This window comes from Microbacterium sp. MMO-20 (genome assembly GCF_037147735.1).
In the GTDB taxonomy this organism is placed as follows: domain Bacteria; phylum Actinomycetota; class Actinomycetes; order Actinomycetales; family Microbacteriaceae; genus Microbacterium.
Genome location: NZ_JBBCUU010000005.1, coordinates 128,965 through 152,863 on the forward strand (window position 1 = coordinate 128,965; position 23,899 = coordinate 152,863).

Annotated in this window: 30 protein-coding genes, 1 tRNA gene and 1 pseudogene; 14 read left to right on the forward strand and 18 right to left on the reverse strand. The window is 70.6% G+C overall.

Annotated features, from left to right (window positions below; all coding sequences use genetic code 11):
• The 6 genes from WFI52_RS08765 to WFI52_RS08790 all read left to right on the forward strand — a co-directional run bounded on the left by WFI52_RS08765 (position 1) and on the right by WFI52_RS08790 (position 4,188).
• Positions 1–714, forward strand: a complete 714-nt coding sequence (locus tag WFI52_RS08765; protein WP_336626894.1) for a DNA-3-methyladenine glycosylase — start codon at positions 1–3, stop codon at positions 712–714.
• A gap of 139 nt (positions 715–853) precedes the next feature.
• Entirely contained in the window at positions 854–1,090 is a 237-nt protein-coding gene (rpmB, locus tag WFI52_RS08770) for a 50S ribosomal protein L28 (protein ID WP_005051771.1), read from the forward strand.
• Complete coding sequence (rpmG, locus tag WFI52_RS08775) at positions 1,090–1,260, forward strand: 50S ribosomal protein L33 (RefSeq protein WP_005051772.1); 171 nt, start codon at positions 1,090–1,092, stop codon at positions 1,258–1,260. The genes rpmB and rpmG overlap by 1 nt, the downstream gene beginning before the upstream one ends.
• A gap of 4 nt (positions 1,261–1,264) precedes the next feature.
• Complete coding sequence (rpsN, locus tag WFI52_RS08780) at positions 1,265–1,570, forward strand: 30S ribosomal protein S14 (protein WP_005051773.1); 306 nt, start codon at positions 1,265–1,267, stop codon at positions 1,568–1,570.
• Positions 1,571–1,828: 258 nt separating this feature from the next.
• Entirely contained in the window at positions 1,829–2,107 is a 279-nt protein-coding gene (locus WFI52_RS08785; protein WP_292862178.1) for an HU family DNA-binding protein, read from the forward strand.
• A gap of 86 nt (positions 2,108–2,193) precedes the next feature.
• Complete coding sequence (locus WFI52_RS08790; RefSeq protein ID WP_336626776.1) at positions 2,194–4,188, forward strand: cytochrome c oxidase assembly protein; 1,995 nt, start codon at positions 2,194–2,196, stop codon at positions 4,186–4,188.
• 22 nt (positions 4,189–4,210) lie between these two features.
• On the opposite strand, the gene WFI52_RS08795 is transcribed toward WFI52_RS08790, so the two are convergent.
• The gene (locus WFI52_RS08795) at positions 4,211–5,299 is read right to left on the reverse strand and encodes a hypothetical protein (protein WP_336626775.1); all 1,089 of its coding nucleotides are present in this window, start codon (positions 5,297–5,299) and stop codon (positions 4,211–4,213) included.
• 26 nt (positions 5,300–5,325) lie between these two features.
• On the opposite strand from WFI52_RS08795, the gene WFI52_RS08800 reads away from it, so the two are divergent.
• The gene (locus tag WFI52_RS08800; RefSeq protein ID WP_336626774.1) at positions 5,326–6,729 is read left to right on the forward strand and encodes an ATP-dependent DNA helicase; all 1,404 of its coding nucleotides are present in this window, start codon (positions 5,326–5,328) and stop codon (positions 6,727–6,729) included.
• Between the two features lie 7 nt (positions 6,730–6,736).
• On the opposite strand, the gene WFI52_RS08805 is transcribed toward WFI52_RS08800, so the two are convergent.
• Together WFI52_RS08805 and WFI52_RS08810 are read right to left on the reverse strand one after the other, a co-directional pair.
• Positions 6,737–7,390: a biliverdin-producing heme oxygenase gene (locus tag WFI52_RS08805; protein WP_336626773.1), complete on the reverse strand. Its 654-nt coding sequence runs from the start codon at positions 7,388–7,390 to the stop codon at positions 6,737–6,739.
• Between the two features lie 94 nt (positions 7,391–7,484).
• Entirely contained in the window at positions 7,485–7,796 is a 312-nt protein-coding gene (locus tag WFI52_RS08810) for a DUF2470 domain-containing protein (protein WP_336626772.1), read from the reverse strand.
• A 121-nt stretch (positions 7,797–7,917) separates the two neighbouring features.
• On the opposite strand from WFI52_RS08810, the gene WFI52_RS08815 reads away from it, so the two are divergent.
• Both WFI52_RS08815 and WFI52_RS08820 read left to right on the forward strand, forming a co-directional pair.
• Positions 7,918–9,165, forward strand: a complete 1,248-nt coding sequence (locus tag WFI52_RS08815; RefSeq protein ID WP_336626771.1) for a serine hydrolase domain-containing protein — start codon at positions 7,918–7,920, stop codon at positions 9,163–9,165.
• Positions 9,162–10,085, forward strand: a complete 924-nt coding sequence (locus WFI52_RS08820; protein ID WP_442927727.1) for an EamA family transporter — start codon at positions 9,162–9,164, stop codon at positions 10,083–10,085. The genes WFI52_RS08815 and WFI52_RS08820 overlap by 4 nt, the downstream gene beginning before the upstream one ends.
• Before the next feature lie 32 nt (positions 10,086–10,117).
• Here WFI52_RS08820 and WFI52_RS08825 read toward each other — a convergent pair whose 3' ends face one another.
• From WFI52_RS08825 to WFI52_RS08865, 9 genes are all read right to left on the reverse strand, one after another.
• Positions 10,118–11,137 carry a zinc-dependent alcohol dehydrogenase family protein gene (locus tag WFI52_RS08825; RefSeq protein WP_336626770.1) on the reverse strand — a complete coding sequence of 340 codons (1,020 nt, stop codon included), beginning with the start codon at positions 11,135–11,137 and terminating at the stop codon, positions 10,118–10,120.
• Positions 11,138–11,184: 47 nt separating this feature from the next.
• Positions 11,185–11,790: a J-domain-containing protein gene (locus WFI52_RS08830; RefSeq protein WP_336626769.1), complete on the reverse strand. Its 606-nt coding sequence runs from the start codon at positions 11,788–11,790 to the stop codon at positions 11,185–11,187.
• A 41-nt stretch (positions 11,791–11,831) separates the two neighbouring features.
• Positions 11,832–12,437, reverse strand: a complete 606-nt coding sequence (locus WFI52_RS08835) for an HD domain-containing protein (RefSeq protein ID WP_336626768.1) — start codon at positions 12,435–12,437, stop codon at positions 11,832–11,834.
• Between the two features lie 111 nt (positions 12,438–12,548).
• On the reverse strand, positions 12,549–13,847 hold the full coding sequence (locus WFI52_RS08840; RefSeq protein ID WP_336626767.1) for an HNH endonuclease signature motif containing protein: 1,299 nt from the start codon (positions 13,845–13,847) through the stop codon (positions 12,549–12,551).
• Positions 13,848–13,906: 59 nt separating this feature from the next.
• The gene (locus tag WFI52_RS08845) at positions 13,907–14,452 is read right to left on the reverse strand and encodes an NUDIX hydrolase (RefSeq protein ID WP_336626766.1); all 546 of its coding nucleotides are present in this window, start codon (positions 14,450–14,452) and stop codon (positions 13,907–13,909) included.
• A 64-nt stretch (positions 14,453–14,516) separates the two neighbouring features.
• Positions 14,517–14,590: transfer RNA gene (locus WFI52_RS08850), tRNA-Gly, on the reverse strand.
• Between the two features lie 69 nt (positions 14,591–14,659).
• Positions 14,660–15,391 (reverse strand): hypothetical protein, encoded by a 732-nt coding sequence (locus tag WFI52_RS08855; RefSeq protein ID WP_336626765.1) that lies wholly within the window; start codon positions 15,389–15,391, stop codon positions 14,660–14,662.
• Entirely contained in the window at positions 15,388–15,873 is a 486-nt protein-coding gene (locus tag WFI52_RS08860) for a DUF6114 domain-containing protein (protein ID WP_336626764.1), read from the reverse strand. Before WFI52_RS08860 ends, WFI52_RS08855 begins: the two co-directional genes overlap by 4 nt.
• On the reverse strand, positions 15,864–16,460 hold the full coding sequence (locus WFI52_RS08865) for a DUF6230 family protein (protein ID WP_336626763.1): 597 nt from the start codon (positions 16,458–16,460) through the stop codon (positions 15,864–15,866). Before WFI52_RS08865 ends, WFI52_RS08860 begins: the two co-directional genes overlap by 10 nt.
• Before the next feature lie 179 nt (positions 16,461–16,639).
• On the opposite strand from WFI52_RS08865, the gene WFI52_RS08870 reads away from it, so the two are divergent.
• Together WFI52_RS08870 and dcd are read left to right on the forward strand one after the other, a co-directional pair.
• Complete coding sequence (locus WFI52_RS08870; protein WP_336626762.1) at positions 16,640–17,260, forward strand: TetR/AcrR family transcriptional regulator; 621 nt, start codon at positions 16,640–16,642, stop codon at positions 17,258–17,260.
• Positions 17,261–17,280: 20 nt separating this feature from the next.
• Positions 17,281–17,886 carry a dCTP deaminase gene (gene dcd, locus WFI52_RS08875; protein ID WP_336626761.1) on the forward strand — a complete coding sequence of 202 codons (606 nt, stop codon included), beginning with the start codon at positions 17,281–17,283 and terminating at the stop codon, positions 17,884–17,886.
• Positions 17,887–18,017: 131 nt separating this feature from the next.
• On the opposite strand, the gene WFI52_RS08880 is transcribed toward dcd, so the two are convergent.
• From WFI52_RS08880 to paaA, 6 genes are read right to left on the reverse strand one after another with little or no spacing between them, the layout of a single operon-like run.
• The gene (locus WFI52_RS08880; RefSeq protein WP_336626892.1) at positions 18,018–18,812 is read right to left on the reverse strand and encodes an enoyl-CoA hydratase/isomerase family protein; all 795 of its coding nucleotides are present in this window, start codon (positions 18,810–18,812) and stop codon (positions 18,018–18,020) included.
• A gap of 32 nt (positions 18,813–18,844) precedes the next feature.
• The gene (gene paaE, locus WFI52_RS08885; RefSeq protein ID WP_336626760.1) at positions 18,845–19,993 is read right to left on the reverse strand and encodes a 1,2-phenylacetyl-CoA epoxidase subunit PaaE; all 1,149 of its coding nucleotides are present in this window, start codon (positions 19,991–19,993) and stop codon (positions 18,845–18,847) included.
• Between the two features lie 11 nt (positions 19,994–20,004).
• Positions 20,005–20,526, reverse strand: a complete 522-nt coding sequence (gene paaD, locus WFI52_RS08890) for a 1,2-phenylacetyl-CoA epoxidase subunit PaaD (protein ID WP_442927732.1) — start codon at positions 20,524–20,526, stop codon at positions 20,005–20,007.
• A gap of 5 nt (positions 20,527–20,531) precedes the next feature.
• Positions 20,532–21,386, reverse strand: coding sequence for a 1,2-phenylacetyl-CoA epoxidase subunit PaaC (gene paaC / locus WFI52_RS08895; protein WP_336626759.1), 855 nt, complete (start codon positions 21,384–21,386; stop codon positions 20,532–20,534).
• On the reverse strand, positions 21,383–21,688 hold the full coding sequence (paaB, locus tag WFI52_RS08900) for a 1,2-phenylacetyl-CoA epoxidase subunit PaaB (RefSeq protein WP_336626758.1): 306 nt from the start codon (positions 21,686–21,688) through the stop codon (positions 21,383–21,385). The genes paaC and paaB overlap by 4 nt, the downstream gene beginning before the upstream one ends.
• Positions 21,688–22,698: a 1,2-phenylacetyl-CoA epoxidase subunit PaaA gene (gene paaA / locus WFI52_RS08905; protein ID WP_336626757.1), complete on the reverse strand. Its 1,011-nt coding sequence runs from the start codon at positions 22,696–22,698 to the stop codon at positions 21,688–21,690. The genes paaB and paaA overlap by 1 nt, the downstream gene beginning before the upstream one ends.
• A gap of 62 nt (positions 22,699–22,760) precedes the next feature.
• On the opposite strand from paaA, the gene WFI52_RS08910 reads away from it, so the two are divergent.
• The 3 genes and pseudogenes from WFI52_RS08910 to WFI52_RS08920 all read left to right on the forward strand — a co-directional run bounded on the left by WFI52_RS08910 (position 22,761) and on the right by WFI52_RS08920 (position 23,866).
• Entirely contained in the window at positions 22,761–23,018 is a 258-nt protein-coding gene (locus WFI52_RS08910; protein WP_336626756.1) for a hypothetical protein, read from the forward strand.
• A gap of 23 nt (positions 23,019–23,041) precedes the next feature.
• Positions 23,042–23,187, forward strand: a pseudogene (locus WFI52_RS08915) (YibE/F family protein); the annotation flags it as partial.
• Between the two features lie 43 nt (positions 23,188–23,230).
• On the forward strand, positions 23,231–23,866 hold the full coding sequence (locus WFI52_RS08920; protein WP_336626755.1) for a hypothetical protein: 636 nt from the start codon (positions 23,231–23,233) through the stop codon (positions 23,864–23,866).
• Positions 23,867–23,899 lie beyond the last annotated feature (33 nt).

The window sequence follows — 23,899 nt, forward strand, 5'->3', positions numbered from 1 at the left end:
CTGCCCGACGGCGCACCTGAGAAAGCGTCCACCCGCCCGCCGCGCCCCGGACTCGTCCCCGCGACCCGCACGGCGCTCGCGGGCCTGCCGGTCGATGTCGCGCCGCGCCTGCTCGGAGGCGTGCTCGAGGTGACGACGGCCGGATCGACCGTCGCGGTGCGCCTGACCGAGGTCGAGGCCTATCACGGCGCCGGTACGGGGGAGCGGCCCGACCCCGGCTCGCACGCCCGGATGGGGCGCACGGCGCGCAACGCCACGATGTGGGGTGAGCCCGGTCATCTGTACGTGTACCTGAGCCACGGCATCCACTCGTGCGTCAACGTGGTCTGCGGCCCCGAGGGAACGGCGGGCGGTGTGCTCCTGCGGGCGGGCGAGGTGACGACCGGTGTGGACGCCGCATTCGCCCGCCGCCCGGCGGCGCAGGCCTCTGGGTCGGCGCGAGACCTGGCCCGGGGGCCCGGCCGGCTCGGCGACGCCGTGGGGCTGCGTCACCCCGTGCACGACGGCATCGACGCGGTGAAGGGCGTCGAGCGGGCGGGTGCCGTCGCACGGCTCTGGCTGCCGGCATCCGTCCGGGATGATGTCGCGAGCGGGCCGCGCGTCGGGGTCGCGGGCGTGGCGGGCACGGACGCCTTTCCGTGGCGCTTCTGGATCGCCGGCGACGCGACGGTGTCGGCGTTCCGATGGGGGCGGGGAGCCGGACCCGCGGGCTGACACGCCCGCGCATGCTAGACTGACTCTTTGTCTGCGCGCACTCCAGCACGCAGTTCGTGTCCCTGTGTTCTCAGAGGGATGCAGACAAGGGATCTTGGGTGGGGCCGTCCGGCCTCACGGTACAGAAGGAGTAATCACCATGGCAGCAGTGTGCCAGGTGACCGGAGCGGTTCCCGGCTTCGGTCACAACATCTCGCACTCGCACCGCCGGACGAAGCGCCGCTTCGACCCGAACGTGCAGAAGAAGACCTACTACGTTCCTTCGCTTGGTCGCAAGATCACGCTGAACGTCTCGGCTAAGGGCATCAAGGTCATCGACGCCCGCGGCATCGAGTCGGTCGTGAAGGACCTGATCGCGAAGGGTGTGAAGCTCTAATGGCGAAGAAGGCTCAGGACGTCCGTCCGATCATCAAGCTGCGGTCGACCGCGGGCACGGGGTACACCTACGTGACGCGCAAGAACCGTCGCAACAACCCCGACCGCATCGTGCTGAAGAAGTACGACCCGGTGATCCGCAAGCACGTCGAATTCCGAGAGGAGCGCTGATCTCATGGCCAAGAAGAGCAAGATCGCGCGCAACAACCAGCGCGAGGAGGTCGTCGCCCGTTACGCCGAGAAGCGTGCCGAGCTGAAGAAGACCCTCGTCGACCCGAACGCGACCGACGAGGCCCGCGAGGCCGCCCGCGTCGGCCTGCAGAAGCTGCCGCGCAACGCGTCGCCCGTCCGCCTGCGCGGCCGCGACGCGATCGACGGTCGCCCCCGCGGCTACCTGTCGAAGTTCGGCATCTCGCGTGTCCGCTTCCGCGACATGGCGCACAAGGGCGAGCTGCCCGGCGTGACCAAGTCGAGCTGGTAAGCACCACAGCACCGGAAAGGCCCGCCCCCGCGAGGGGGGCGGGCCTTTCCGTTGTGCGGGGGCGTGGTGGTCACACACGCCTCATTCGTCACGACTGTCACGCGACACGCCGGTGAAGATGACCAGAGAATGCCGGAAATCCGCGGGATTCCGCCTGTCATGGGTATATTCGGGACCGGTCCATCCGACCAACCCGGGCGATCGCCCGGTTCCGAAGTAAGCAAAAGGCGGCACACGCTGCCGTCTGGAGGAAACCCCATGGCTATCACCAAGACCGAGCTCGTCGCCAGCATCGCCAGCGCCACGGGCGAGAGCCAGGCCACCGTCGGCCGCGTCGTCGACGGTCTGTTCTCGGCTGTCTCCGAGGCCGTCGCCAAGGGCGAGAAGGTCACGATCCCCGGCTTCCTGTCGTTCGAGACGGTGGAGACCGCCGCGCGCACGGGCCGCAACCCCCAGACCGGTGCCGAGATCCAGATCGCGGCCGGCAAGCGCGTCAAGGTCACGGCCGGCTCGAAGCTCAAGGCCGCCGCGAAGTAAGCGACCTGCCCAACGCCTCCGGAGGGGGATGCCGCGAGGCATCCCCCTCCGTCGTCTGCGGGTCGGGCGCCGCGTAGGCTGGACGGGTGCCCAGGAGAGTGTTCCGGGTCGCAGGTCCTGCGATCCTCGTCGTCGCTGCGCTCGTGGCGCTCGTCGTGGGTCTCGTCTTCGGTGGCGGCGCGACGCCGCTGCTGATCGCCGACCCCGGCCTGCTCGTGCGCTGGGGTCTGCCGATCGCGACGCTCGGGGTCAACATCTCCGCCGCCGGGATGATCGGCGCGCTCGTGCTGGCGCTCTTCGCCCTCGCAGCTCATACGAAGCCCTTCGACACCGCGCTGGACGCGGCATCCGTCTCGGCGGCGATCTTCACGGTGACGAGCGCTGCCGTCGCGTTCCTCACCTTCCTCAACATCTTCAACGCGACGCCCAGCGCGAGCGCCGAGTTCGGCCAGCAGCTCGGTCGGTTCCTCGTCGACACGGACCCCGGACGGGCCTGGTCGCTGACGACGCTCGCCGGCGCGACGCTGACCGTCCTCACCTTCGCCGTGCGCGGCTGGACACCCACCCTGGCGATCACGGCGCTCGCCGTCGCGGCGCTCATCCCGATGGCGACGCAGGGGCACTCGGGCGAAGAGGCCAATCACAACACGGCGGTCGTCGGCCTCGCGCTGCACATCATCGGTGCGGCGGTGTGGCTCGGCGGAGTGATGCTGCTCGTCGCGCTGCGCCCGCAGCTCGAGCGGCGCGCGCTCGCCGACGTGCTGCGCCGCTACTCGTCGATCGCGCTCGCGGCGTTCGTCGTCGTCGCCCTCTCCGGCACGGTGCGTGCCGTCGTCGGCGTCGTCTCGTGGGAGCATCTGTTCTCACCGTACGGCGCGATCCTCGCGGTCAAGGTGGTCGCCCTCCTTGCGATCGGTGTGCTCGGCGCCTGGTACCGGCGCGGGCTCATCGACCGCATCGGGTCGGATGCCGCGGATGCCGCCCGCCGCGCGACGGGCAGATTCTGGGGACTCATCACCCTCGAGCTCGCGTTCATGGGCATCGCCTCGGGTGCGGCCGTCGCTCTCTCGCGCACGCCGCCGCCGGTCGACACGAGCCTGCCGGACACGCCGACCCCCGCCGAGGTGCTCACCGGTGCGCCCCTCCCGGCCGAGCTGACGCCGCTCCGGTGGATCACCAGTTGGGACCTCGACCTGCTCTGGGCGTTCGCCGTCGGGTTCGGTGTCTTCTTCTACCTCGCAGGCGTCTGGCGCCTGCACCGCCGCGGCGATCGCTGGCCGATCTACCGCACCGTGCTCTGGCTCGCGGGGCTCGCGCTCCTCCTGTGGGTGACGAACGGCTCGGTGAACGCCTACCAGGACTACCTGTTCAGCATGCACATGGTCGGCCACATGCTGCTGTCGATGGCGATCCCGATGATGCTCGTGTTCGGCGCGCCCGTGACCCTGGCATCCCGTGCGATCGCGAAGCGCGATGACGGCACGCGCGGCGGGCGGGAGTGGATCCTGTGGGCGGTGCACACGCCGTTCTCGCGCGTCATCACGCACCCGCTGTTCGCCGCGGCGATGTTCATCGGGTCGCTCTGGGCGTTCTACTACACCGACCTTTTCCGCTGGAGCCTCTACGACCACCTCGGTCACGAGTGGATGATCGCGCACTTCCTCATCTCGGGGTACCTCTTCGTGCAGTCTCTCGTCGGCATCGACCCGGTGCCCTACCGCCTGCCCTACCCGTTCCGTCTGCTGACCCTCATCGGCGTCATGGCGATGCACGCGTTCTTCGGCATCTCGATCATGATGTCGACGGGGCTGTTCGTCGCGGAGTGGTTCGGGTCGATGGGGCGCACGTGGGGCGAGCTGCCGCTCGCGGATCAGTACACCGGCGGTGGCGTCGCCTGGTCGATCGGCGAGATCCCGACGCTCATCCTCGCGATCACGGTCGCGATCCAGTGGAGCCGCTCCGACGAGCGGCTGCAGCGCCGTGCGGACCGGCAGGCGGACCGCACGAACGACGCCGAGCTCGAGCAGTACAACGCGCAGCTGCAGGCCCTCGCCGACCGCGACGCCCGCGCGCGGCGCTGACGCGCGCGGGCGTCGGTGTGCCTCAGCTGCCGTCGGTGACGGTGATGGATGCCGTACCGTCGGGCAGGATCGTGACGGTCCCGCCCATGAAGAACGGCACCGCCTCGTCGAGGGTGCGCACACTGCCGTCGAAGATCGAGCGGATGTCGACCGTGATGTGCGCCGCCGCCTGCACCCGCTCGATCGCCCAGTTCGCGCCGTCGGGCACGAGCGAGATGACGGGCTGCTGCGCGATCGACCAAACCGGTGCGCTCGCGATGCGGTTCTGCACGACAAGGCCGAAGGGACACCCCGTCGGCTGCAGTACCTGCTGCGTCGCGCACTCGGTGAGGAAGGAGTCGACCTGCTCCTGCACGGCGGCGACGAACTTGTCGGTCGGCTGCGTCTGCAGGTCGACGGGGATCTTCGCGAGGGGAGTGTCTGAGAGCACGGCGACGCCGGGGCTCGACGAGATCGCCGTGTCGACGGAGATGGAATAGAGGCCCGGCGAGAAGACGAGCAGCGACACCGGGTCGAGGGGATCGGCGTCCGCCTGATCGGGCGAGACCTGTCGCGTGTCGAGCTCGAAGCCGTTGACGGCGAACTGGGTCGCGCCGCGCAGCCTCAGGTCGATCGCCGCCAGCGGACTCTTCGCGAAGCGCCACGTCGGCAGGATGCCGACGGTCCCGGCGCGTTCCACGTGGAACGTCGTCGCCCCGGTGTGCGGGCCGGCATGGTAGGACACCGTGATGGTCGAGAGTCCGGCGGAGTCGGCGGTGACCGATGTGACCTCGGCATCCGTCAGCGGCGCCAGTGCCGCGCGGCGCAGCAATGCTTCGCCGGCGTCGGCGGGAAGACCGGCGCTCATGAGAGCGGCCGAGTCGACGGCGACGCCGGGAACGGCAAGAGCGCTCGCGGCGTCGCCCCTGCTGAGGAGATCGAGGTAGCGGCGGACGAACGCCGCCGGGCTGTAGAGGTCGTCGTAGAGCACGGCCGCGGCGGCGCCGAACGCGCCGGCGAGGAGGACTCCGATGAGCCCGAGCGCGGTGAGGTCGCGACCGAGCGAGCGTCGGTGACGGCGACGGGGGCGGATCGCCGCATCCGCTGCGTCACCTCTCGCTCTTTGACCCACGCGTCCAGTCTAGGAAATGGGCGCCGATGGCTAGCATTGTGTCGGTGAACATCCCTCCGCTCTCGCCCGAGCAGGAGGAGCTGTTCCGCCTCATCGAAGACACCCGCGAGCACGTCTTCGTCACGGGTCGGGCCGGCACGGGCAAGTCGACGCTGCTGCAGCATCTGGCCTGGAACACCGAGAAGCAGATCGCCGTCTGCGCGCCGACCGGGGTTGCCGCCCTGAACGTCGAAGGGCAGACGATCCACTCGCTCTTCCGGCTGCCGATCGGCCTCATCGCCGACAGTGAACTCGAGCAGTCTGAGCCCGCACGCAAGATCATGAACGCGATCGACACGCTCGTGATCGATGAGATCTCGATGGTGAACGCGGACCTCATGGATGCCATCGACCGCTCCCTCCGACAGGCCCGCCGCAAGCGGTCGGAGCCGTTCGGCGGCGTGCAGGTGGTCATGTTCGGCGACCCGTACCAGCTCGCCCCCGTGCCGCCGCGGGGGGACGAACGCAAGTACGTCGACGACCACTACCGCTCGTTCTGGTTCTTCGACGCACAGGTGTGGGCGGGGCCCCGGCCGGACGGCCGCGCCATCCGCTCCGACGGGCTGCTCGACCTCGGACGTGTCGGCGCGCCCCTGAACATCCGAGAGCTCGGCCACATCCACCGGCAGGCGGACGACGAATTCAAGGCGATGCTCAACGCCGTCCGGTACGGCGTCGTGACGGCAGAGATCGCCGGCGCGCTCAACGCGGCAGGCGCGCGGCCGGTGCCCGAGCCCGCCGACGGAGAACCTCCGATCATCACGCTCGCGACCCGCAACGACATCGTGAACCGCATCAATCAGCGGCACCTCGACGCGCTCGCCGGGCCGGTGCAGACCGCGCGAGCCGAGGTCTCCGGCGACTTCGGCCGGGGTGAGGCCGGGTACCCCGCGGATGCGGAACTGCAGTTGAAGGTCGGCGCCCAGGTGATGTTCCTGCGCAACGACGTCGCGGGGTACGCCGCCGGCGGCGACGGACCGCGCTGGGTCAACGGCTCGATCGGCACCGTCACCCGCATCGCGGGAGGGACCGTGCGCGTCGAGCTCGACGGCGAAGAGCACGACGTCGAGCCCGCCGTGTGGGAGAGATTCCGGTATGCGTACGATCCCGCATCCCGCAAGCTCACCCGCGAGATCGCGGCGGAGTTCACGCAGTTCCCGCTGCGGCTCGCGTGGGCGGTCACGATCCACAAGTCGCAGGGCAAGACGTACGATCGCGCCGTCATCGATCTGGGATCGGGCGCGTTCGCACCCGGGCAGACGTACGTCGCGCTGTCGCGGCTGACGTCGCTCGACGGTCTCTACCTGACGCGGCCGCTGCGGCCCAGCGACATCCTCGTCGATGCCGACGTGCGCCGCTTCATGGCAGGCGTGCGCGCATCCGGCTTCTGAGGGGCGGTCAGGCCGCGGCCGCCTTCGCGTCGGCCAGGTCGACGAACAGGTCGGTGTTCAGCTGGTAGGCGTACAAGACCTCGTCGATCACGCGCTCGGATTCGGCGGGATCCCACGGCGCGGCATCCAGCTGCTCGCGGTACACGTCCTTGAACGCGGCGGGGTCGGCGATCTCGTCGAAGACGTAGAAGCCGATGCCGTTCGTGCCGAGCTCGAACTGGCGCGACATGAGCTTGCCGATGAACTGGCCGCCGGAGAGGTCGCCGAGATAGCGCGTGTAGTGGTGAGCGACGAAGCCGCCTGCCCACCCGGTGGCCTGGATCTCGCGGATGCGTTCGACGTAGCGCTCGGTCGTCGGAACGGGCGTGATGCGGGCGCGCCAGTCCGGGCCGATCAGGTAGGCGAGGTCGGCTTCGAGCGCGGGCAGCCGCGTGAGCTTCGACGTGATGAACGGCGCGGCGACGGCATCGGCGTCGAAGGCGGATGCCGCGGCCTCGAGTGCGTCGTAGATGAACCAGTGCTGCGCCACGAGAGCGACGTAGTCCTCGCGTGTGCCCTTGCCGCGCATGAGGTCGGCCATGAAACCGGCGTGCTCGCTGCCGGAGTGCGCAGCGCGCGACCGCTCGCGCAGAGCGGTCGAAAACGGGGTGATGTCGGTCATGACCGTCAGCATAGCTGAAACTAAGGCTCACCTAAACTGAAGGTTTACTCAGGCGGTGCTGTGTGTTGCGCGGCAGCGGCACACCGGTGCGAGGTCAGTCGTGCGGCCGCGCGGTGACGCCCAGGCGGGCGCATGCCTCGTCGTAGAGCGCGACGATCTCGCGGCGGACCTCGCGCCGCTCCGTGATCTCGCCGCCGAGCCACGGCACGCGGATGACGTCCTCAGCGCCGTCGGCGGTGATCACATGCCACTGACCGGCGGCGCCGTCGAACGTCGTCATCGACGCCGACACGACGTCCGGAAGCGGGGAGAAGGCGCGCGCGATCAGAAGGTTGTCGTCGGTGTGGTCGTTGTTCATATGACCGAGAACGCCCGCGAGAGCGTCGGCGTCGAAGTTGTGCGGCATGCTCCCACCCTAGGCATCCGTGCGCCACGCTCACCGCTTCGGTTCTGCATCGATCGCGTCACGCTGGCGGGGGCTCGCGGCAATGTGTCCTACGCTGAGAAGGAACTTTCGGGGGTGAGGGATGCCGCGTACTGGACGCGCGACACGGATCGGTGCGGTCGTCACCGCCGCAGCATTGGCGCTCTCGCTCGCCGCATGCGCGCCCGACTCCGGGCCCACCGTCGACCTGCCCGCGCAGGTGGATGCCGCGTTCGCGGATGACACGCAGGCACAGCTGCAGGCGGCCGTCGACCGCGCCGTCGCGGCGTCCGGCGCCAGCGGCGCGCTCGTCGGCGTCTGGGCGCCGTGGGCGGGGACCTGGCTCTCCGCGGAGGGCACGGTGGCGCCGGGGGCGGCGGGTGTGGACGCCGGCGCCAGCTTCACAGCCGGGAGCATCACGCGTGCCATGACGTGCGACGTCCTCTACGGACTGGTCGCCGACGGCGTCGTGAAGCTCGAGGACAGCGTGTCGACGTATGTATCCGGGGTGCCCGCGCTCGAGGGGATCACTCTCGCGCAGCTGTGCAACTCGACGAGCGGGCTCGCGCCCTACACTCCGGCCGTCTTCAACCGGATCATCGCGACGCCGGAGCGTGCGTGGAACGCGCGCGAACTCGTGGGCTACGGCATCACGCGGCCGGGCACCGCGGCGGGATCGTTCGCCGACTCCGACACGGGCTACGCGCTTCTGGGCATCGCGCTCGAGCGCGCATCGCGCGAGAGCATGCAGGCGCTCTACGCACGCTACGTGTTCGACCCGATCGGCATGCCCGACACGTCGCTGCCCGCATCGGCGGCGGCGACGGTGCACGGGCTCTGGTCGCCGAACAATGCGGAGGGCGCGGTCGAGTGCGCGGCGCCGGTCGATCTCGGTGACCTCTCCCCGACCGTCGCGAACACCGCGGGCGGCGTCGTGTCGGACCTCGAGGACCTCGGTCGCTACACGCAGGCTCTCGCCCTCGGTGCGCGGGCGTACGACAAGGGCGACCGGTTCGAAGCTCCGCTGCCGGCGGCGGGGGATGCCGCGTCGTGGTTCACGGCGACGGGCGGCACGTATCAGGCGGGCACGCTCGTGGGCCAGTACGGGTCGGTCCCGGGCTTCTTGACGGCGGCGTTCGCCGACCGCAACACGGGGATGACGATCGTCGTCGCGCTCAACAACTCCCGCGCGTCGGACGTGCTCGTGCGGGCACTCGCGTGGGAGCTCGCGGCGATCACGTCGAAGGCGCCTGCCGCGGCGGGTCACACCGCGCCCGATGCGGGCCTTCCCTGGACGGCCGAGGACATGGGTGCGCAGGTGACGGCCGCGGCCGTCTGCCCCATCCCGTGACCGCGTCCGCCGCTGGCGCGACGGGAGTCGCGGGTGGCGCCGGGCGATCCGGCGGGGCGGTCGTGCTGGTCATCGCAGGTCTCGCCTGCCAGGAGGTCGGCGCGTCGGTAGCCGTGCTGCTGTTCCCGCAGGTGGGGGCGCTCGGCATGGTCATGCTGCGGCTCGTGTTCTCCGCGCTGATCCTCCTGGTCGTCGCGCGGCCCGGCGTGCGAGGTCACGACCGTGCCGCCTGGGCTGCGGTCGTGCGGCTCGGGTTGGCGCTCGCGGTGATGAACGGACTGTTCTACCTCGCCCTCGAGCGGCTGCCGCTCGGCGTCACCGTCACGATCGAGGTCCTCGGGCCCCTCACCCTCTCGATCCTCGCGAGTCGGCGAGCGTCGGCGTGGCTGTGGGCCGCGCTCGCGCTCGCCGGTGTCGTCGCGCTCGGGGGCGGGGGCTGGGATCGCCTGGACGTCGTCGGGGTGCTCTGCGCGCTCGGCGCTGCGGCGATGTGGGCGCTCTACATCCTCTCTTCGGCGCGCGTGGGCGCGGAGTTCGCGAAGCTCGACGGGCTGGCGCTCGCGATGGCGATCGGCGCGCTCGTGTCGCTGCCGCTCGGGCTCGCGACCGCGGGGTCAGTACTGCTGCGGTTCGATCTCCACGTGCTCGGGCTCGTTGTCCTGGGCGCCGCCGTCGCGCTGCTCTCGTCGACGCTGCCGTACGCGTTCGAGCTCATCGCGCTGCGGCGGCTCGCGGCATCCGCCTTCGCGATCCTCATGAGTCTCGCCCCGGCGACGGCGACCCTCGCCGGATTCGTGCTTCTCGGTCAGCACGTGAGTGTGCTGGAGATCGCGGGGATCGCGCTCGTCGTCGCGGCATCCATCGGGGCCGTCCGCGCCGCGGGTCGCCACGCGCGCGAGGCGACCGCCCCGCTCGGGTAGGGGCGGATCACCCCGGATGGAGCTCTCGTCGGTCAGACCGTGAGCAGGACTTTTGTCGCGCGACGCTCGTCCATCGCGCGGTAGCCCTCCGCGGCATCCTCGAGCGGGAGCGTCAGGTCGAACACGGCCCCCGGGTCGATCTCGCGGTCCCAGATCAGTCGGATGAGCTCCGGCAGGAAGCGGCGCACGGGCGCGGGGCCGCCATGCAGGTGCACGCCGGAGCCGAACAGGCGGTAGCCGTCGATCGCGACATCGTGCGAGACGCCGACGAAGCCGACATGACCGCCGGGGCGTGTCGAGCGGATGGCCTGGTCCATGGAATCCTGCGTGCCGACCGCCTCGATCACGCTGTGCGCACCGAGGCCATCGGTGAGTTCCTTCACGCGACGGACGCCGTCCTTTCCGCGTTCCTCGACGATGTCGGTCGCGCCGAATCGGCGGGCGAGTGCCTGCCGGTCGGCATGGCGGCTCATCGCGATGATGCGCTCCGCCCCGAGCTGCCGGGCGGCGAGGATGCCGCAGAGCCCCACCGCGCCGTCACCGACCACGGCGACGGTCTTGCCCGGCCCGACTTCTGCGGCAACGGCGGCGAACCAGCCCGTGCCGAGGACGTCGGACGCGGCGAGAAGCGACGGGATGAGGTCGGCGTCGGGCTGACCGGGAGTTGCGACGAGCGTGCCGTCGGCGTTCGGGATGCGGGCGAATTCGGCCTGCGTGCCCTCCCGCCCGATGGGCGTGCGGTTGACGCAGTGCGACTGGTAGCCGGCCCGACAGATCTCGCACGTGTTGTCGGAGGTGAAGAAGGAGCCGACGACGAAGTCGCCGACCTTCACGTTCGCGACCGCGTTGCCGATCTCGGTGACGACGCCGACGTACTCATGGCCCATCGGGGAGTGATCGGGCGCATCCGCACCGCGATAGGGCCACAGGTCGGAGCCGCAGATGCAGGTCGCGGCAAGCCGGATGATGGCATCGGTCGGGTCGACGATCTGCGGGTCGGGGCGGTCCTCGACGCGCACGTCGCCGGGGGCGTGCATGATGACTCCACGCATGACGGGAATCCTTTCGCGGTCGGTTCGATTCGTGTAGGGCTTGTCTTCTACGGCTTGCGGAGGCGGAACCATCGGCGTCGGTGCTCGGCAGCCGCGTCGGCGGCGGCGTCCTTCGCGGCGGCGGCGGCCGACGCGATCTGGGCGGCGCGTGCTGCGCGGCGCTGCGCCCAAGCGGCGACCTCTGCCTCGACGTCGTGTTCCGGGGTGACGACGGGCGGACCGCCCTGCAGTTGCATGCGTGCGCTTCGCACGCGTGCGTTGAAGTCGGTGACGTGCTCACGCACGTCGGCTTCGCGCGTCAGGTCGTCGAGGCGCTCGGCCATTTCGGCGTGCTCGACGCGCAGTCGGAGTGCGGGCGGGCCGAGCCCCTCCAGGTTCTCCGACCGGATCTTGCGCCTGATCCACCAGTCGGGGTCGTGGTGCGTGCCGAGGTCTTCGATGGGTTTGCCGGCGCCGGGCAGGTCGTCGAACTCTCCTCGGCGGATCGCCTGCTGGATCGTCGTCTCGATGTAAGCGGCACGGTCATGAGCGGTGCGCAGCGGGGGAGGGGTGGATGCCGCGGTGTCGCGCTCCGGTGTCGCTTCTCCGTTCTGCGCAGCCCGGTACTGCGCCGCACGGGTGCGGGGGTCGGAGTGGTGCGCGTCGGTGCTCACCCTCCCAGGCTACGACGCCGTGGGAGGGGGTGGGTCGGCACTCAGCGGAGCTGTTCGAGCGGGTTCGCGGCGAGCTTTGCGACGATGCCGCCGTCCACCAGGCGGCGCGCGGCGGTGTCGGGCTTCCGAGCGGCCTGATCGACGACACAGGCTCCGAACTCGGCGGCGAGAGCACCGCGCGGATAGCGGGCGAGGACGTCGCGTCGGAAGTCTTCGGGCAGAGCGTCGGGCCGCGCCCCGGAGATATCGAGGCCCGTCGCGATCTCGAGCAGGTAGCCTTCAGCATCCATCGCCGGGTCGACGGCGGGCCAGTTGTGCCGCACGATCACGTCGAGCACGCGCTGGCGCCGCGCCTGCTCCCAGCCCGCGCCCGAGGTCAGGGCGACCGCGACGTGGCCTCCCGCGTGCTCGTAGGAGATCGTGTGGTTGTCGAATGCGGTGACGGTGCCGATGTCGTGCAGCACGGCGGCCACATAGAGCAGCTCGTGATCGATGTCGTGGATGCCGTCGACGCGCGCGAACGCTTCGGCCCAGAACCACGAGCGGAGGGCGTGCGCGGTGAGAGCAGGCGATTGGTACTCGCGGGCGAGGGCGAGCGCTCCGCGCGCAGCGAGCGTGTCGGGCGCGACGATGTCGGTGAGGCGCATGGGATCAGTCTGCGCGGCTGGACCGACGGTGGGGCGCCGCGGGACCGACGACGTGCGTCGGATCCCTGCCACGCCTCGATACGGGCCGGGCGGCGCGGGGCGGTGCGGGGCTCAGAACGGCGGCGGGTCTGTCGGGGGTCGATCGGAGAAGCCGACCATGAAGGACACGGGAGGTGCGGGTGCGTCTTCGCGGTAGACGCGCCCCGTGGGTGAGGTCCAGACGAGCACTCCGCGGGGCAGTTGTACGACCGTCCAGCGCGTGAATTGCTTCATCGAGTGATGACGTTGACACAAATGGGCGAGGTTGGAGAGCGCGGTGGGGCCGCCGAGCGCGGCGTCGACGGTGTGATCGATCTCGGAGCGGATCGCAGGTCTGCGGCATCCGGGGAATCGGCAGTGCTGGTCGCGGGCGCGCAGGAAGCGGCGCTGCGGCCACGGCACGCGGTACCGGTCGACGGCCACGACCATGCCGTCGACGGGGTCGGTGAGCACGCGCGTCCATGACGTGGCGTTCCGGGCGAGGCAACGAGCCGTATCGGCGTCGATCGGAGAACAACCGACGAGGTCGGCCGGGCCATCGTCGACGCCGAGAAGCGTGAAGGCGGGCACGATCACCTGCACCTGGGCACGGATCGCACCGAGGGCGCCCGCAACGTCGCCGGGCGCGTCGAGAGCGGGCGTGCCCGCGAGGAGCAGGTCGGAGAAGACGTCGGTGCGCACCTGATCGATGCGGCGGGTGTCATCGTCGCCCTTCTCGCGCGCATCGATGATGATCTGCGCATGCTGGGTGAGTCGGTCGAGGATGCCGTCGGCGATGACCGTCGGCACGGTCGCGACGACGTCGCTCATCCCGTCGCGGCCGCAGACCATGCGCACGCAGCGTTCGTCGGCGGCGTCGCGATGGCGGTCGGTGAAGGAGCGTTCGGCGAGCCGCTCAGCGAGGATCTCGATCGCCGCCCTGACCCGGTTGGGGGTGTCGCGCTCGCAACGCGAGACGGCTTCAGCCTCGAACCGTTCGCGCGTCGCGAGCGGAACGACGCCACCGGCATCCACGATCACACGGACGTGCCCGCGCGTGATGCGGCCGTCTTCCCAGGCCGCGAGCGCGGCGGGATAGTCCTCGACGATCGTGCGGGCGTCATCGATGCGGCGCTGCACCGTGCGGTCGGCGACGCGCAGGATGCCGCCGAGCTCCGCCGCGATCGACCGCAGCACCATGTCGTGCAGCCGCACCGATGCCGGAGAGCCCGACGCCTGCTTCCGGGCCAGCTGACCGGCGCGGGCCAGCAGGCGCACCTGTGCGATCTCGGCGACGCGGAGCGCGGCATCCACACTCTCGATGCCGGAGGCGATCTCCGCGAGTGCGGCAGCATCGCCATCGCTCTCGGGAACGCTCGATGATTCGTACATAAATACGATTGTGGAGAGGGGGTCGGACACCGCCGCGGACAGCGGGCGACCCTCACTCCTTACTGGCGATGCGCGCGCCTCGCTGCTTCACGCGCGGCGTGCTGGGCCCGCGCGCGCCAGCCCGGAGGGGTCATCTCAGGGAGATCGTCGAGCGAAAACCAGCGCACGTCTTCGCTCTCGTCGCTCACGGTGAGCGGAGCGTTCAGCGGGGCCACGGCGGCGAACACGACGTCCCAGTGGGCGGCGCACGAGAAGCCGCCGTGCAGGTCGTGTCGATCCAGATCGATGATCTCCGCCGACAGCAGCGCCAGGTCGGCGATGCCGGACTCCTCGCGGGCCTCCCGTTGCGCGGCCAGCGCGACGGTCGCATCCGCATGCTCGATGTGCCCCCCGAACTGCAGCCAGAGCTGGCCCTTGCGATGGAAGCACAGCAAGACCTGATCGAACTCCGGGGAGAAGACGAAACAGGATGCCGTCACATGCTCAGGGCCGCCCTCGCGGCGGAGCGCCGTATCCCCCGCGGTGCGGACCAACCGGAGATAACGGTCGCGCAGAGCGCTCGCCGGGAGTCGCTCCAGGGAGAGGAGCAGATCGTGGACGGGCACCTCACGATCGTGTCCTGCCGGCCGTCTCGATGCAAACGAGCTCGCGCAGGGCGGTCGAAAGAGGTGGAGGGGCTGACGGGAATCGAACCCGCGCTGTCTGCTTGGGAAGCAGAAGTTCTACCATTGAACTACAGCCCCGAGCGCCTCGATGCCGAGGTGCCCGCACAGCCTATCAAACCCGGGATCGACGACCGCGCGCGGGGCGGGTCACTCCGTGAGCTGCTGCACCGTGTTCGTGTAGGTGATCGAGTCGGCCGTCGAGCCGACGAGGCCCAGCGTCACGCCGAGGAGCGACTCGAGACCCTCTGCGGGCGGCGGGGTGTCGGCGCCGAGAGTCAGCGGCTGACCCCCGGGCAGGGTCGCGGTGAGCGAATTGACGTACACGGCGACGTGCCCGTCGAGCGTCATCTCGTCGGCGGTCGTGGTCAGGATCGGGCCGGTCTCATGCCGCACGGTGAGGCTGAACCCCGAGATCGTGATGCGATCAGCCTCGAGTTTGAGCGCGGTGACCCGTGACCCGTCCGCACGAGGGACCGTGACGACCGAGATCGCCTTCAGCCCTCGAAACGACAGCGACTTCGACCCCAGCTGGGCGGAGGGCTGCGTGAACACCGGCGCGCCGTCGTCGGCGACGGGCGCCACCGCGGGCGGCGTCGTCGCGCCCGGCTGCGGCGAGCCGGGCGCGGCCGGGGTGGTCGGGTCGAGGAGGTCGCCGGGCGTCGATGACGGCGAGCCGGACGGAGACGGGGACGGCGCGGGTGCCGCGTCCGCGTCGTGGCAGGGCAGGATGATCGGGATGCAGAACTCCGCAGGGCGCGCGCCGCCGGCGAGGGATGCTGGGGCTGCCGCAGCGCCCGACAGGAGCGATGCGCCCACGAGGCATCCCGCCGCGACGAGTGCCGCGAGGCCCGAAGGCGCCCGCGACCCGCGACGCGTCATCGCGCCGCTCCGTCGCCCGCGCCCTCCGCGTCGCCCGCGTCTTCCCGCGCCTCGGACCGTGGCATCCACGACACGGTGAGGATGCCGCCGACGGCGGCGAGCAGGAAGCCCACGAGGAACCCGCCCAGGTTCACCCCGACGATCGAGTAGACCGCCACCGCGAGCGCCACGACGCCGTACAGCATCCGGTGTGCGGGCGTCGCGATGACGAGCGCGCCGAGCGCCACGAGAAGCAGTGGGATGACGAGCGCCTGCAGCCCCTCGATGCCGAGGTGGATGTGCAGCCGCCCGAAGTCGAGCTGGCTCGAACCGAACAGCTCGAGGCCGCCGAGGATCAGCAGGATGCCGCCGACGAGCGGTCGCCCGCGTCGCCACGCCCGCCACCGGGACGCCGTCACGGCCGGAGCCGCGGCGTCCACCTCGGGCCGCGCATCGAGTTCATGCCCGACGTCGGCGCGGTCGGCGCGACGTGTCAGAAGCATCCGGTCGATCCGTCCGTCAGCGTCAGCGACATCCCCGTCAGGGTGAATACCGACGCCTGCGTCGACCACGAGGTCTGCTGCAGGTTCGTGATCGTCACCGAGTCGGCATCCTGGGCGAAGTCGCCCGCCGCGCCCTTCGCCGCGGTGTTGACGGTCGAGGCGTCGACGCCGATGCGGATGTTCGAGAACGAGGACTCGCCGCGGAGTTCCGTCATGCCGATCTGCAGATCCGTGGCGGATGCCGGGGTGCCGCCGCCACCCGCGGTGATGAGCACGCCGACCTTTCCGAGGGGCGTGTCGGACACGACCGACTGGCAGAGGTCGGACAGCTGCGCGGAGGCGATGTTCGCGATCGCGACGTTGTGCTGGCCCCCCGCGGTGTCTTCGGTCACGCCGGCGTACTGCGAGAACCCCGTGCCTTCGAGCTTCGACGCGCTGATCTGGAACTGGCTGCCCGAGACGGCGAACGATACGGGGACGGCGCCCTGCGCCACGCCGGTCATGAGGAATGTGGAGGCGAGCGCGACCGGGACGGCGGCGAGCAGGACGCGGCCTGAGCGGGAGCGGGTCGGGTTCGGGATCTTCATCGGTTCTCCGGATGCCGGGGCGCCGGCCCCACTGCCGACGCGTTCGATGTCCGAGCCTCCGCCCCTATTGAGTAATAGTCAATAAGGGGTGGTGGAGTATGAGAGGAATCTCACCCGGACCGTCCGCCCGCACCGGACGGCCCGACGCTCGACAGGCGCGCGCTCGGTAGGGTCGGGTCATGGCACCCCCGCAGCGCAGGCTCTCGCGCGACGATCGTCGCGCACAGCTGCTCGCCTCGGGGGTCGCCTTTCTGGTCGACCAGCCTCTCGACGCCCTGAGCATCGAAGTCCTCGCCGATCGGGAGGGGGTCTCGCGCGCGCTCGTCTTCCACTACTTCGGCAGCAGGCAGGGCCTCCACACCGCGGTGGTGACGACGGCGCGCGACGCGCTCATCGAGGCATCCACGCCGCGCGCCGACCTGCCTCCCCTCGAACGGCTGGACGACACGATCGGACGGATCGTCGGATTCGTCCGCGCCCACGGCGGCACCTTCACCTCGCTCGTGCGCGGCATCGCGAGCGGTGACCCCGTCGTCCGCACCCTCGTCGACGAGGCGCGCGACGAGAACGCGCGACGGATCGTCGAGGTCCTCGTCGAGCTCGGGCACGCCGACACCGAGCTCCTGCGCGTCGCAGCCCGGGCATGGGTCGCCTTCGCGGAAGACATCCTCATCGCCCTCGCACTCGGCACCGAACGGTCGGATGCCGAGATCGTCGCCTTCCTCGCCGATACCGCGCGCGCGATCACAGGCTCCGTCGAAGCCGCCCAGGCCACCCACGACGGCGCCCGGCGCGGGTAGTCGGCGGATAGGCTGGCCGCGTGCTGCTGAGCGACCGCGACATCCGAGCCGAGATCTCCACCGGGCGGGTCGGCCTCGACCCCTGGGACCCGACGATGGTGCAGCCGTCGAGCGTCGACGTGCGCCTCGACCGCTACTTCCGGCTGTTCGACAACCACAAGTACCCGTTCATCGACCCCGCCGAGGACCAGCCCGACCTGACCCACCTCATCGAGGTCGCTCCCGACGAGCCGTTCATCCTGCACCCGGGCGAGTTCGTGCTCGGTTCGACCTTCGAGCAGGTGACCCTGCCCGACGACATCGCGGCTCGTCTCGAGGGCAAGTCGTCGCTCGGCCGTCTGGGCCTGCTCACCCACTCCACCGCCGGATTCATCGACCCCGGCTTCTCGGGGCACGTGACGCTCGAACTCTCGAACGTCGCGACCCTTCCGATCAAGCTCTGGCCCGGCATGAAGATCGGGCAGCTCTGCTTCTTCCGCCTGTCGTCGGCGGCCGAGAACCCCTACGGAACCGGTCCCTACCTCAACCGCTACCACGGTCAGCGCGGGCCCACGGCCTCGCGTTCCTCGCAGAACTTCCACCGCACCGACGTCGGCTCCACCGACGCGGGGGCGCTCGGCGGCTGAGCCGCCCCGCGGGGACGTCGCGCCCGAACTGCAAGGGATCGTGGGCGACACGCCGGGGAAGGGGCGGGATGCCGCGGCGTGTCGCATGCACGGCCTTGCAGTTGAGTACCGCTGTGCCGGGGGCGACGAGCTCAGCGCCCGCGGAAGACGGGCCGACGCTTCTGCTGGAACGCCGCGAAGCCCTCGCGGTAGTCGGCCGTGTCGCGCAGCGCGGTCTGCGCGCGGGTCTCCGCCGCGAGGGCGTCCCAGAGCCCGATCCGCTCGTCGCGCAGGCGCGCGACGAGCTGCTTGCTCGCCACGAAAGCCGCGGTGGCCCCGGATGCCGCGGCCACCGCGGCATCCCGCGTCACCGCCTCGAGCTCGTCCGGGGGGACGGCGCGCGAGAACAGCCCCGAGCGGACAGCTTCGTCCCCGCTCATGAGGCGGCCGGTGTAGACGAGATCAAGGGTGCGATGCGCGCCGAGACGGTCGACGAAGAGGGCGTGGCCCCCGGAATCGAGGGTCGCGCCGAGGGCGGCGAAGGGTGATCCGATCTTGGCGTCATCGGCGACGTAGACGACGTCGGTCGCGATGAGCAGGCCCAGCCCGACGCCCAGGCATGCGCCGTGGGCGGCGGCGAAGGTCGGCGCGGGGAACGCGGCGATGCGGCGCATCAGCGGGGCGACGAGACCGTCGAGAAACCCCGGCACGTCGTCGGCGGCGGGATTCACGTCGGAGATGTCGCGACCCGCGCAGAACGCGCGGCCCGCTCCGCGCAGCAGCACGGCCCGGGCGCCGTCCTGCTGCGCCCGGGCGTATGCCGCGTCGAGCTCGTGCAGGGCCTGCGCGTCGAGCGCATTGAGCTTGTCGGGGCGGTCCAGTGTGATCGTCGCGAGCCCGGCGGTGGCGTCTGCGTCAGCCGTCCCGGCCGCGGCCTCGCCGCTCACGATCTCGAAGGCGTAAGAGATCACAGCACTCCTCAGACGTCGTAGTCGACGACGACGGCGTCGCTCGTCGGGTGGGACTGGCACGTCAGCACGTAGCCGCGCTCGAGCTCGTCGGGTTCGAGGGCATAGTTCTCGGTCATCTGCACCGAGCCCGAGACGAGCCGGGCGCGGCACGTGCCGCACACGCCGCCCGCGCACGCGAAAGGGACGTCAGGCCGCACGCGCAGCGCGGCGTTCAGGATCGACTCGTGCGCGCTGACGGGGCTCTCCACCCGGGCCGACGTGCCGTCGAGAGTGAAGTCGATCGTGCGCACGGGCTCGTCGGCGCGCACCGCGACGGGCCGTCCGCCCCCGGAGCCCGCCGTGCCCGCCTGGCCCCCCTCGCCCGCCCCGCCCGGGCCCGTCGTGAAGAGCTCGAACCGCACGTCGGATGCCGGCACTCCGACCGATGCGAGCACGTCTCGGCAGAGCTGCACGAGCTCGAACGGACCGCACAGGAACCACTCGTCGACCGTCTCGGGACGGATGAGCGCGTCGAGGATGAGCCGCAGCCGCGCCTCGTCGATGCGCCCCGACAGCACGGGAGCGGCCCGCTGCTCGCGGGAGAGCACGTGATGCAGGACGAACCTCGTCGGGTAGCGGTCCTTGAGGTCGGCCAGTTCGTCGGCGAACATGACGTCGGTCGACGAGCGGTTCGTGTAGACGAGCGTGAAGCGCGAGACGTCGGATGCCGCGAGGACCGATGCCGCCAGCGCCATGATCGGAGTGATGCCCGATCCCGCCGCGACGCCGACGACGTGCCCCGTGCGGGTCTCCGACCGCGCGGAGATGAACGTCCCCTGCGGACTCATCACATCGAGCTCGTCGCCCGGGCGAAGCTCCGTCTGCGCCCACGTCGAGAAGCGACCGCCCGGGTCGCGCTTGATCCCGACCGAGATCGCTCCGCGCTCGGGCGGCCGGCAGATCGAGTACGAGCGGCGCACCTCGGCTCCGTCGAGATGCGTGCGCAGGGCCACGTACTGGCCGGGGGCGTAGTCGAACGCGTCCACGAGCGCGTCCGGGACGGCGAAGGTGACCTCGACGGCATCCGCTGTCAGCGGACGCACCGCCGCGACCTGCAGCGTGTGGAACCGGGCGCGGCGACGACCCGGCACGGTCTCGCGAACCTCTGTCGTGCTCATGGCCGCGCCCCTCAGTGCACTTTGAAGTGGTCGAACGGCTCGAGGCAGTCGCGGCACTCGTACAGCGCCTTGCACGACGTCGAGCCGAAGTGGGAGAGTTCGCGGGTCTGCAGCGATCCGCAGCGCGGGCACTTCACGCCGAGGCTGATCCGGATCGGACCTGCCGGGGCTCGTCCCGTCGGCGGCGCGATGCCGTACTCGACGAGCTTGCGCTTGCCGGCATCGGTCATCCAATCTGTCGTCCACGCCGGCGCGAGCACGACGTCGACGCGCACCTCCGCGAATCCGGCCTGGGTCAGCGCGAGCACGAGATCGTCGCGGATGGTGTCCATCGCGGGGCACCCCGAGTACGTCGGCGTGATCGTCACGACGATCGCGTCGTCGTGCACCCGAACGCCCCGGAGCACGCCGAGGTCGTCGATCGTGAGCACGGGGACCTCGGGATCGCAGACGGATGCCGCGACGGCCCGCGCCTGCGCGAGCGACGGCGTGGGAGCGGCGGTGCGGCTCGCCACGCTACCGGTCTTCGCGATGCCGGTCACCACGATGCTCCGGGGTGCTGGCGGGCGAGCACCTGCATCTCGGCGAGGATGAACCCGAGCGTCGGGAAGTGCCGACCCTCGCGTCCGCCGCCGGACGCCGCTGCGCCGCCGGGGGCCTCGACATCCTCCTCGGCGAGGACCGCCGCGATGACGGCATCGAACCGCGGGCGCAGGGTCGAGGGCCGCACCGCGACGCGAACCGCGGCATCCCCCAGTCTGTCGATCAGGTCGTCGTCGCGGAACAGCTCGTCCACGTACGGCCAGACGTCGCCGAGGCCGGCGACGAACCGTCGTCGCGACTCGTCGGTGCCGCCCGCGAGGCGCAGCGTCCACTGCACGGCGTGGTCGCGGTGATACTCGACCTCTTTGACGGCCTTCGCCGCGATCGCCGCAAGAGCCGCATCGCTCGAGCCCGCAAGCTCGGTGTACAGCTCGAAGAAGTAGGTCGCGGCGATCAGCTGGCGTGCGATCGTGCGGGCGAAGTCGCCGTTGTCCTGCTCGAACAGCCACGCGCTGCGAAACTCCGCCTCACCGCGGAAATACGCGAGATCGTCCTCGCTGCGCCCGTCGTACGAGCCCGCGTAACGCAGCAGCGACCGGGCATGGCCGAGGAGGTCGAGGGCGATGTTGCCGAGCGCGACATCCTCTTCGAGCTCGGGCGCGTGCGCGATCCATCGGCTCAGCTGCTGGGCGAGGATGAGCGCGTCGTCACCGAGCCGCAGCGCATACTCCGCGACGTCGGCGCTCGCCGCGCGCAGCTCACCGCCCTGCAACTCGAGGTCGAGGTCGATCGCGTCGACCGTTACGTCGCCGTGCCGGTCGTCGATGTGCGTCTCGTCCACCGGGGTCATAGGTGCGGCACCCCTTCCGACGCCGTGTAGTACACGGCGTGGCGGTAGTTCTTGCCGGCGGGCGACTCGAAGTACGCGCCCTTGGATGCCGGGTCGCTGGTCGTCACGGCATCCGACGGCACGACCCAGATCGAGACGCCCTCGCCGCGCCGCGTGTAGAGGTCGCGGGCGTTGCGGACGGCGAGATCGGCGTCGGGAGCGTGCAGGGAGCCGACGTGGACGTGGCTGAGACCGCGGTTCGCGCGGACGAACACCTCCCACAGCGGCCAGGTCTCGGCGGGGGAACCCCCGGGCGTCGCCATCAGGCGGCCTTCTCGGACGAGCGGGCGGAGTCAGCGGCGCGTGCGGCCTGCGCGGCCTTCTTCGTGGCGTAGGCCGCGGCAGCCTCGCGCACCCAGGCACCGTCCTCGTGCGCGTCGCGTCGGTTCTGGACGCGGACGGCGTTCATCGGGCCGCGGCCGGCGAGCACCTCGTGGAATTCGGTCCAGTCGATCTCGCTCATGTCGTACCGGCCCTCGACCTCGTTCCAGGCGAGGTTCGGGTCGGGGAGCGTGACGCCGAGGGCCTCAGCCTGCGGCACGAGCATGCCGACGAAGCGCTGCCGCAGCTCGTCGTTCGAGAATCGCTTGATCTTCCATGCTATCGACTGCGCCGAGTTGGGTGAGGCGTCGTCTGGCGGCCCGAACATCATGAGCGCCGGCCAGTACCAGCGATCGACCGACTCCTGCGCCATCGCGCGCTGCGCCTCGGTCCCGTTCATGAGTGCGAGGAGGATCTCGAACCCCTGGCGCTGGTGGAAGGACTCCTCTTTGCAGATGCGCACCATCGCCCGACCGTACGGCCCGTAAGAGGCGCGGCACAGGGGAACCTGATTGCAGATCGCGGCGCCGTCGACGAGCCACCCGATGGCACCCATGTCGGCCCAGGTGGGAGTCGGATAGTTGAAGATCGACGAGTACTTCGCCTTGCCGTCGATGAGCTGCTGCGTCATCTCTTCGCGGGTGATGCCGAGGGTCTGCGCGGCGGAGTAGAGGTAGAGCCCGTGACCGGCCTCGTCCTGCACCTTCGCCATGAGGATGGCCTTGCGCTTGAGGCTCGGCGCGCGCGTGATCCAGTTGCCCTCGGGCTGCATGCCGATGATCTCGGAGTGCGCGTGCTGCGAGATCTGGCGGATCAGCGTGCGGCGGTACGCCTCCGGCATCCAGTCGCGCGGTTCGATGCGCTGGTCAGCGGCGATCAGCGCATCGAACTCGATCTGGAGCTCAGCCTCTTCGGCCGCCGCGCCGTCCGCGGTGGCGGGTGCTGCCGTCATCGTCGACTCCTCTGAACGGATGCATCGACTTTACAGAACGATCGGTCAGTAAGTCAAGATCGATGAAGGCCGTGCCTGCGGTCGTCGCGCGTCGGCCGGCGCTCGTCCTGAGCACCCTCCTCGCCCTCATCGCCGCGGCGATCGCGTTCGGCGCGGTCGCGATGTGGCCGCACGGAACCGCCGCCGGGCTCGAGTCGGGCTCGGCGGGTCTGGCGGTGGACGGGACGACCTTCCCGACGGCGACGGTGCAGCGTGCTGATCACCGCTGTCATCGCGCAGCTCATGATCGCGACCTCGCGGCTCAGCGGAATCGGCGATGACGGCACCGGCACCCTGGCGGGGGCTGAACGACGTCACCGTGACGCAGAGTTCCTCGGTGTGGGAGCTGCGCGCCGCCGCCCCAACGCCTCCCGGCGGCGCCTGTTCGTGCAGCCCATGCGCATCGGGCGCGATCACATCGCATCGACGATCTACACGATCGTCTTCGCCTCGCCGTCGCAGACCCGTGCGGGCGACCTGCCACACTAGACCTATGCGATCCTTCCGCGCCGACCGCGCCACGCGCGTCGCGCGCGGCGCGATCGCCGCTTCGATCGCCACTTTCACGGCGCTCCTGTCGCACGTCGTGGCCGGCGGAGACGTCCCCGGGTGGGCGGGGATCGTCGCGCCATGGATTCTCGCCCTGGCCGTGTGCACCCTGCTCGCCGGTCGCGCACTGTCCCTCGTGCGGCTCGCGTCCAGCGTGGTCGTGAGTCAGCTGCTGTTCCACACCCTCTTCGTCATGGGGTCGCCCTCGGCGTCGTCGAGCTCGTCGGGGGCAGCCGCGGGCCATGCGCACCTCCACGGCGCGATGACGACGATGATTCCGGATGCCGCCGATCCCACCCTCGCCGCCCTGTGCGCCGACCCGGTGATGTGGATCGGGCACGCTATCGCCGCCGTGGCGACGATCGTCGCGCTGTACCGAGGAGAGCGCGCCGCGCGGGCGATGCTGGCGCTCGCGGCGGAGCTCCGCGCCTGGGCGCAACGAGTGGTGGCACGTGTCATCGTCACGACGCGCGTGCAGCGCCACCGCGGCATCCACATCTGGATCGCGCCTCCGGCTATCCTCCCCGCCCACCTCACGATCCAGCGGCGCCGCGGCCCGCCTCCGTCGATCGCGCTCTGATCCTGTACTCCGGCCCTTTCACCGGAGGTCTCG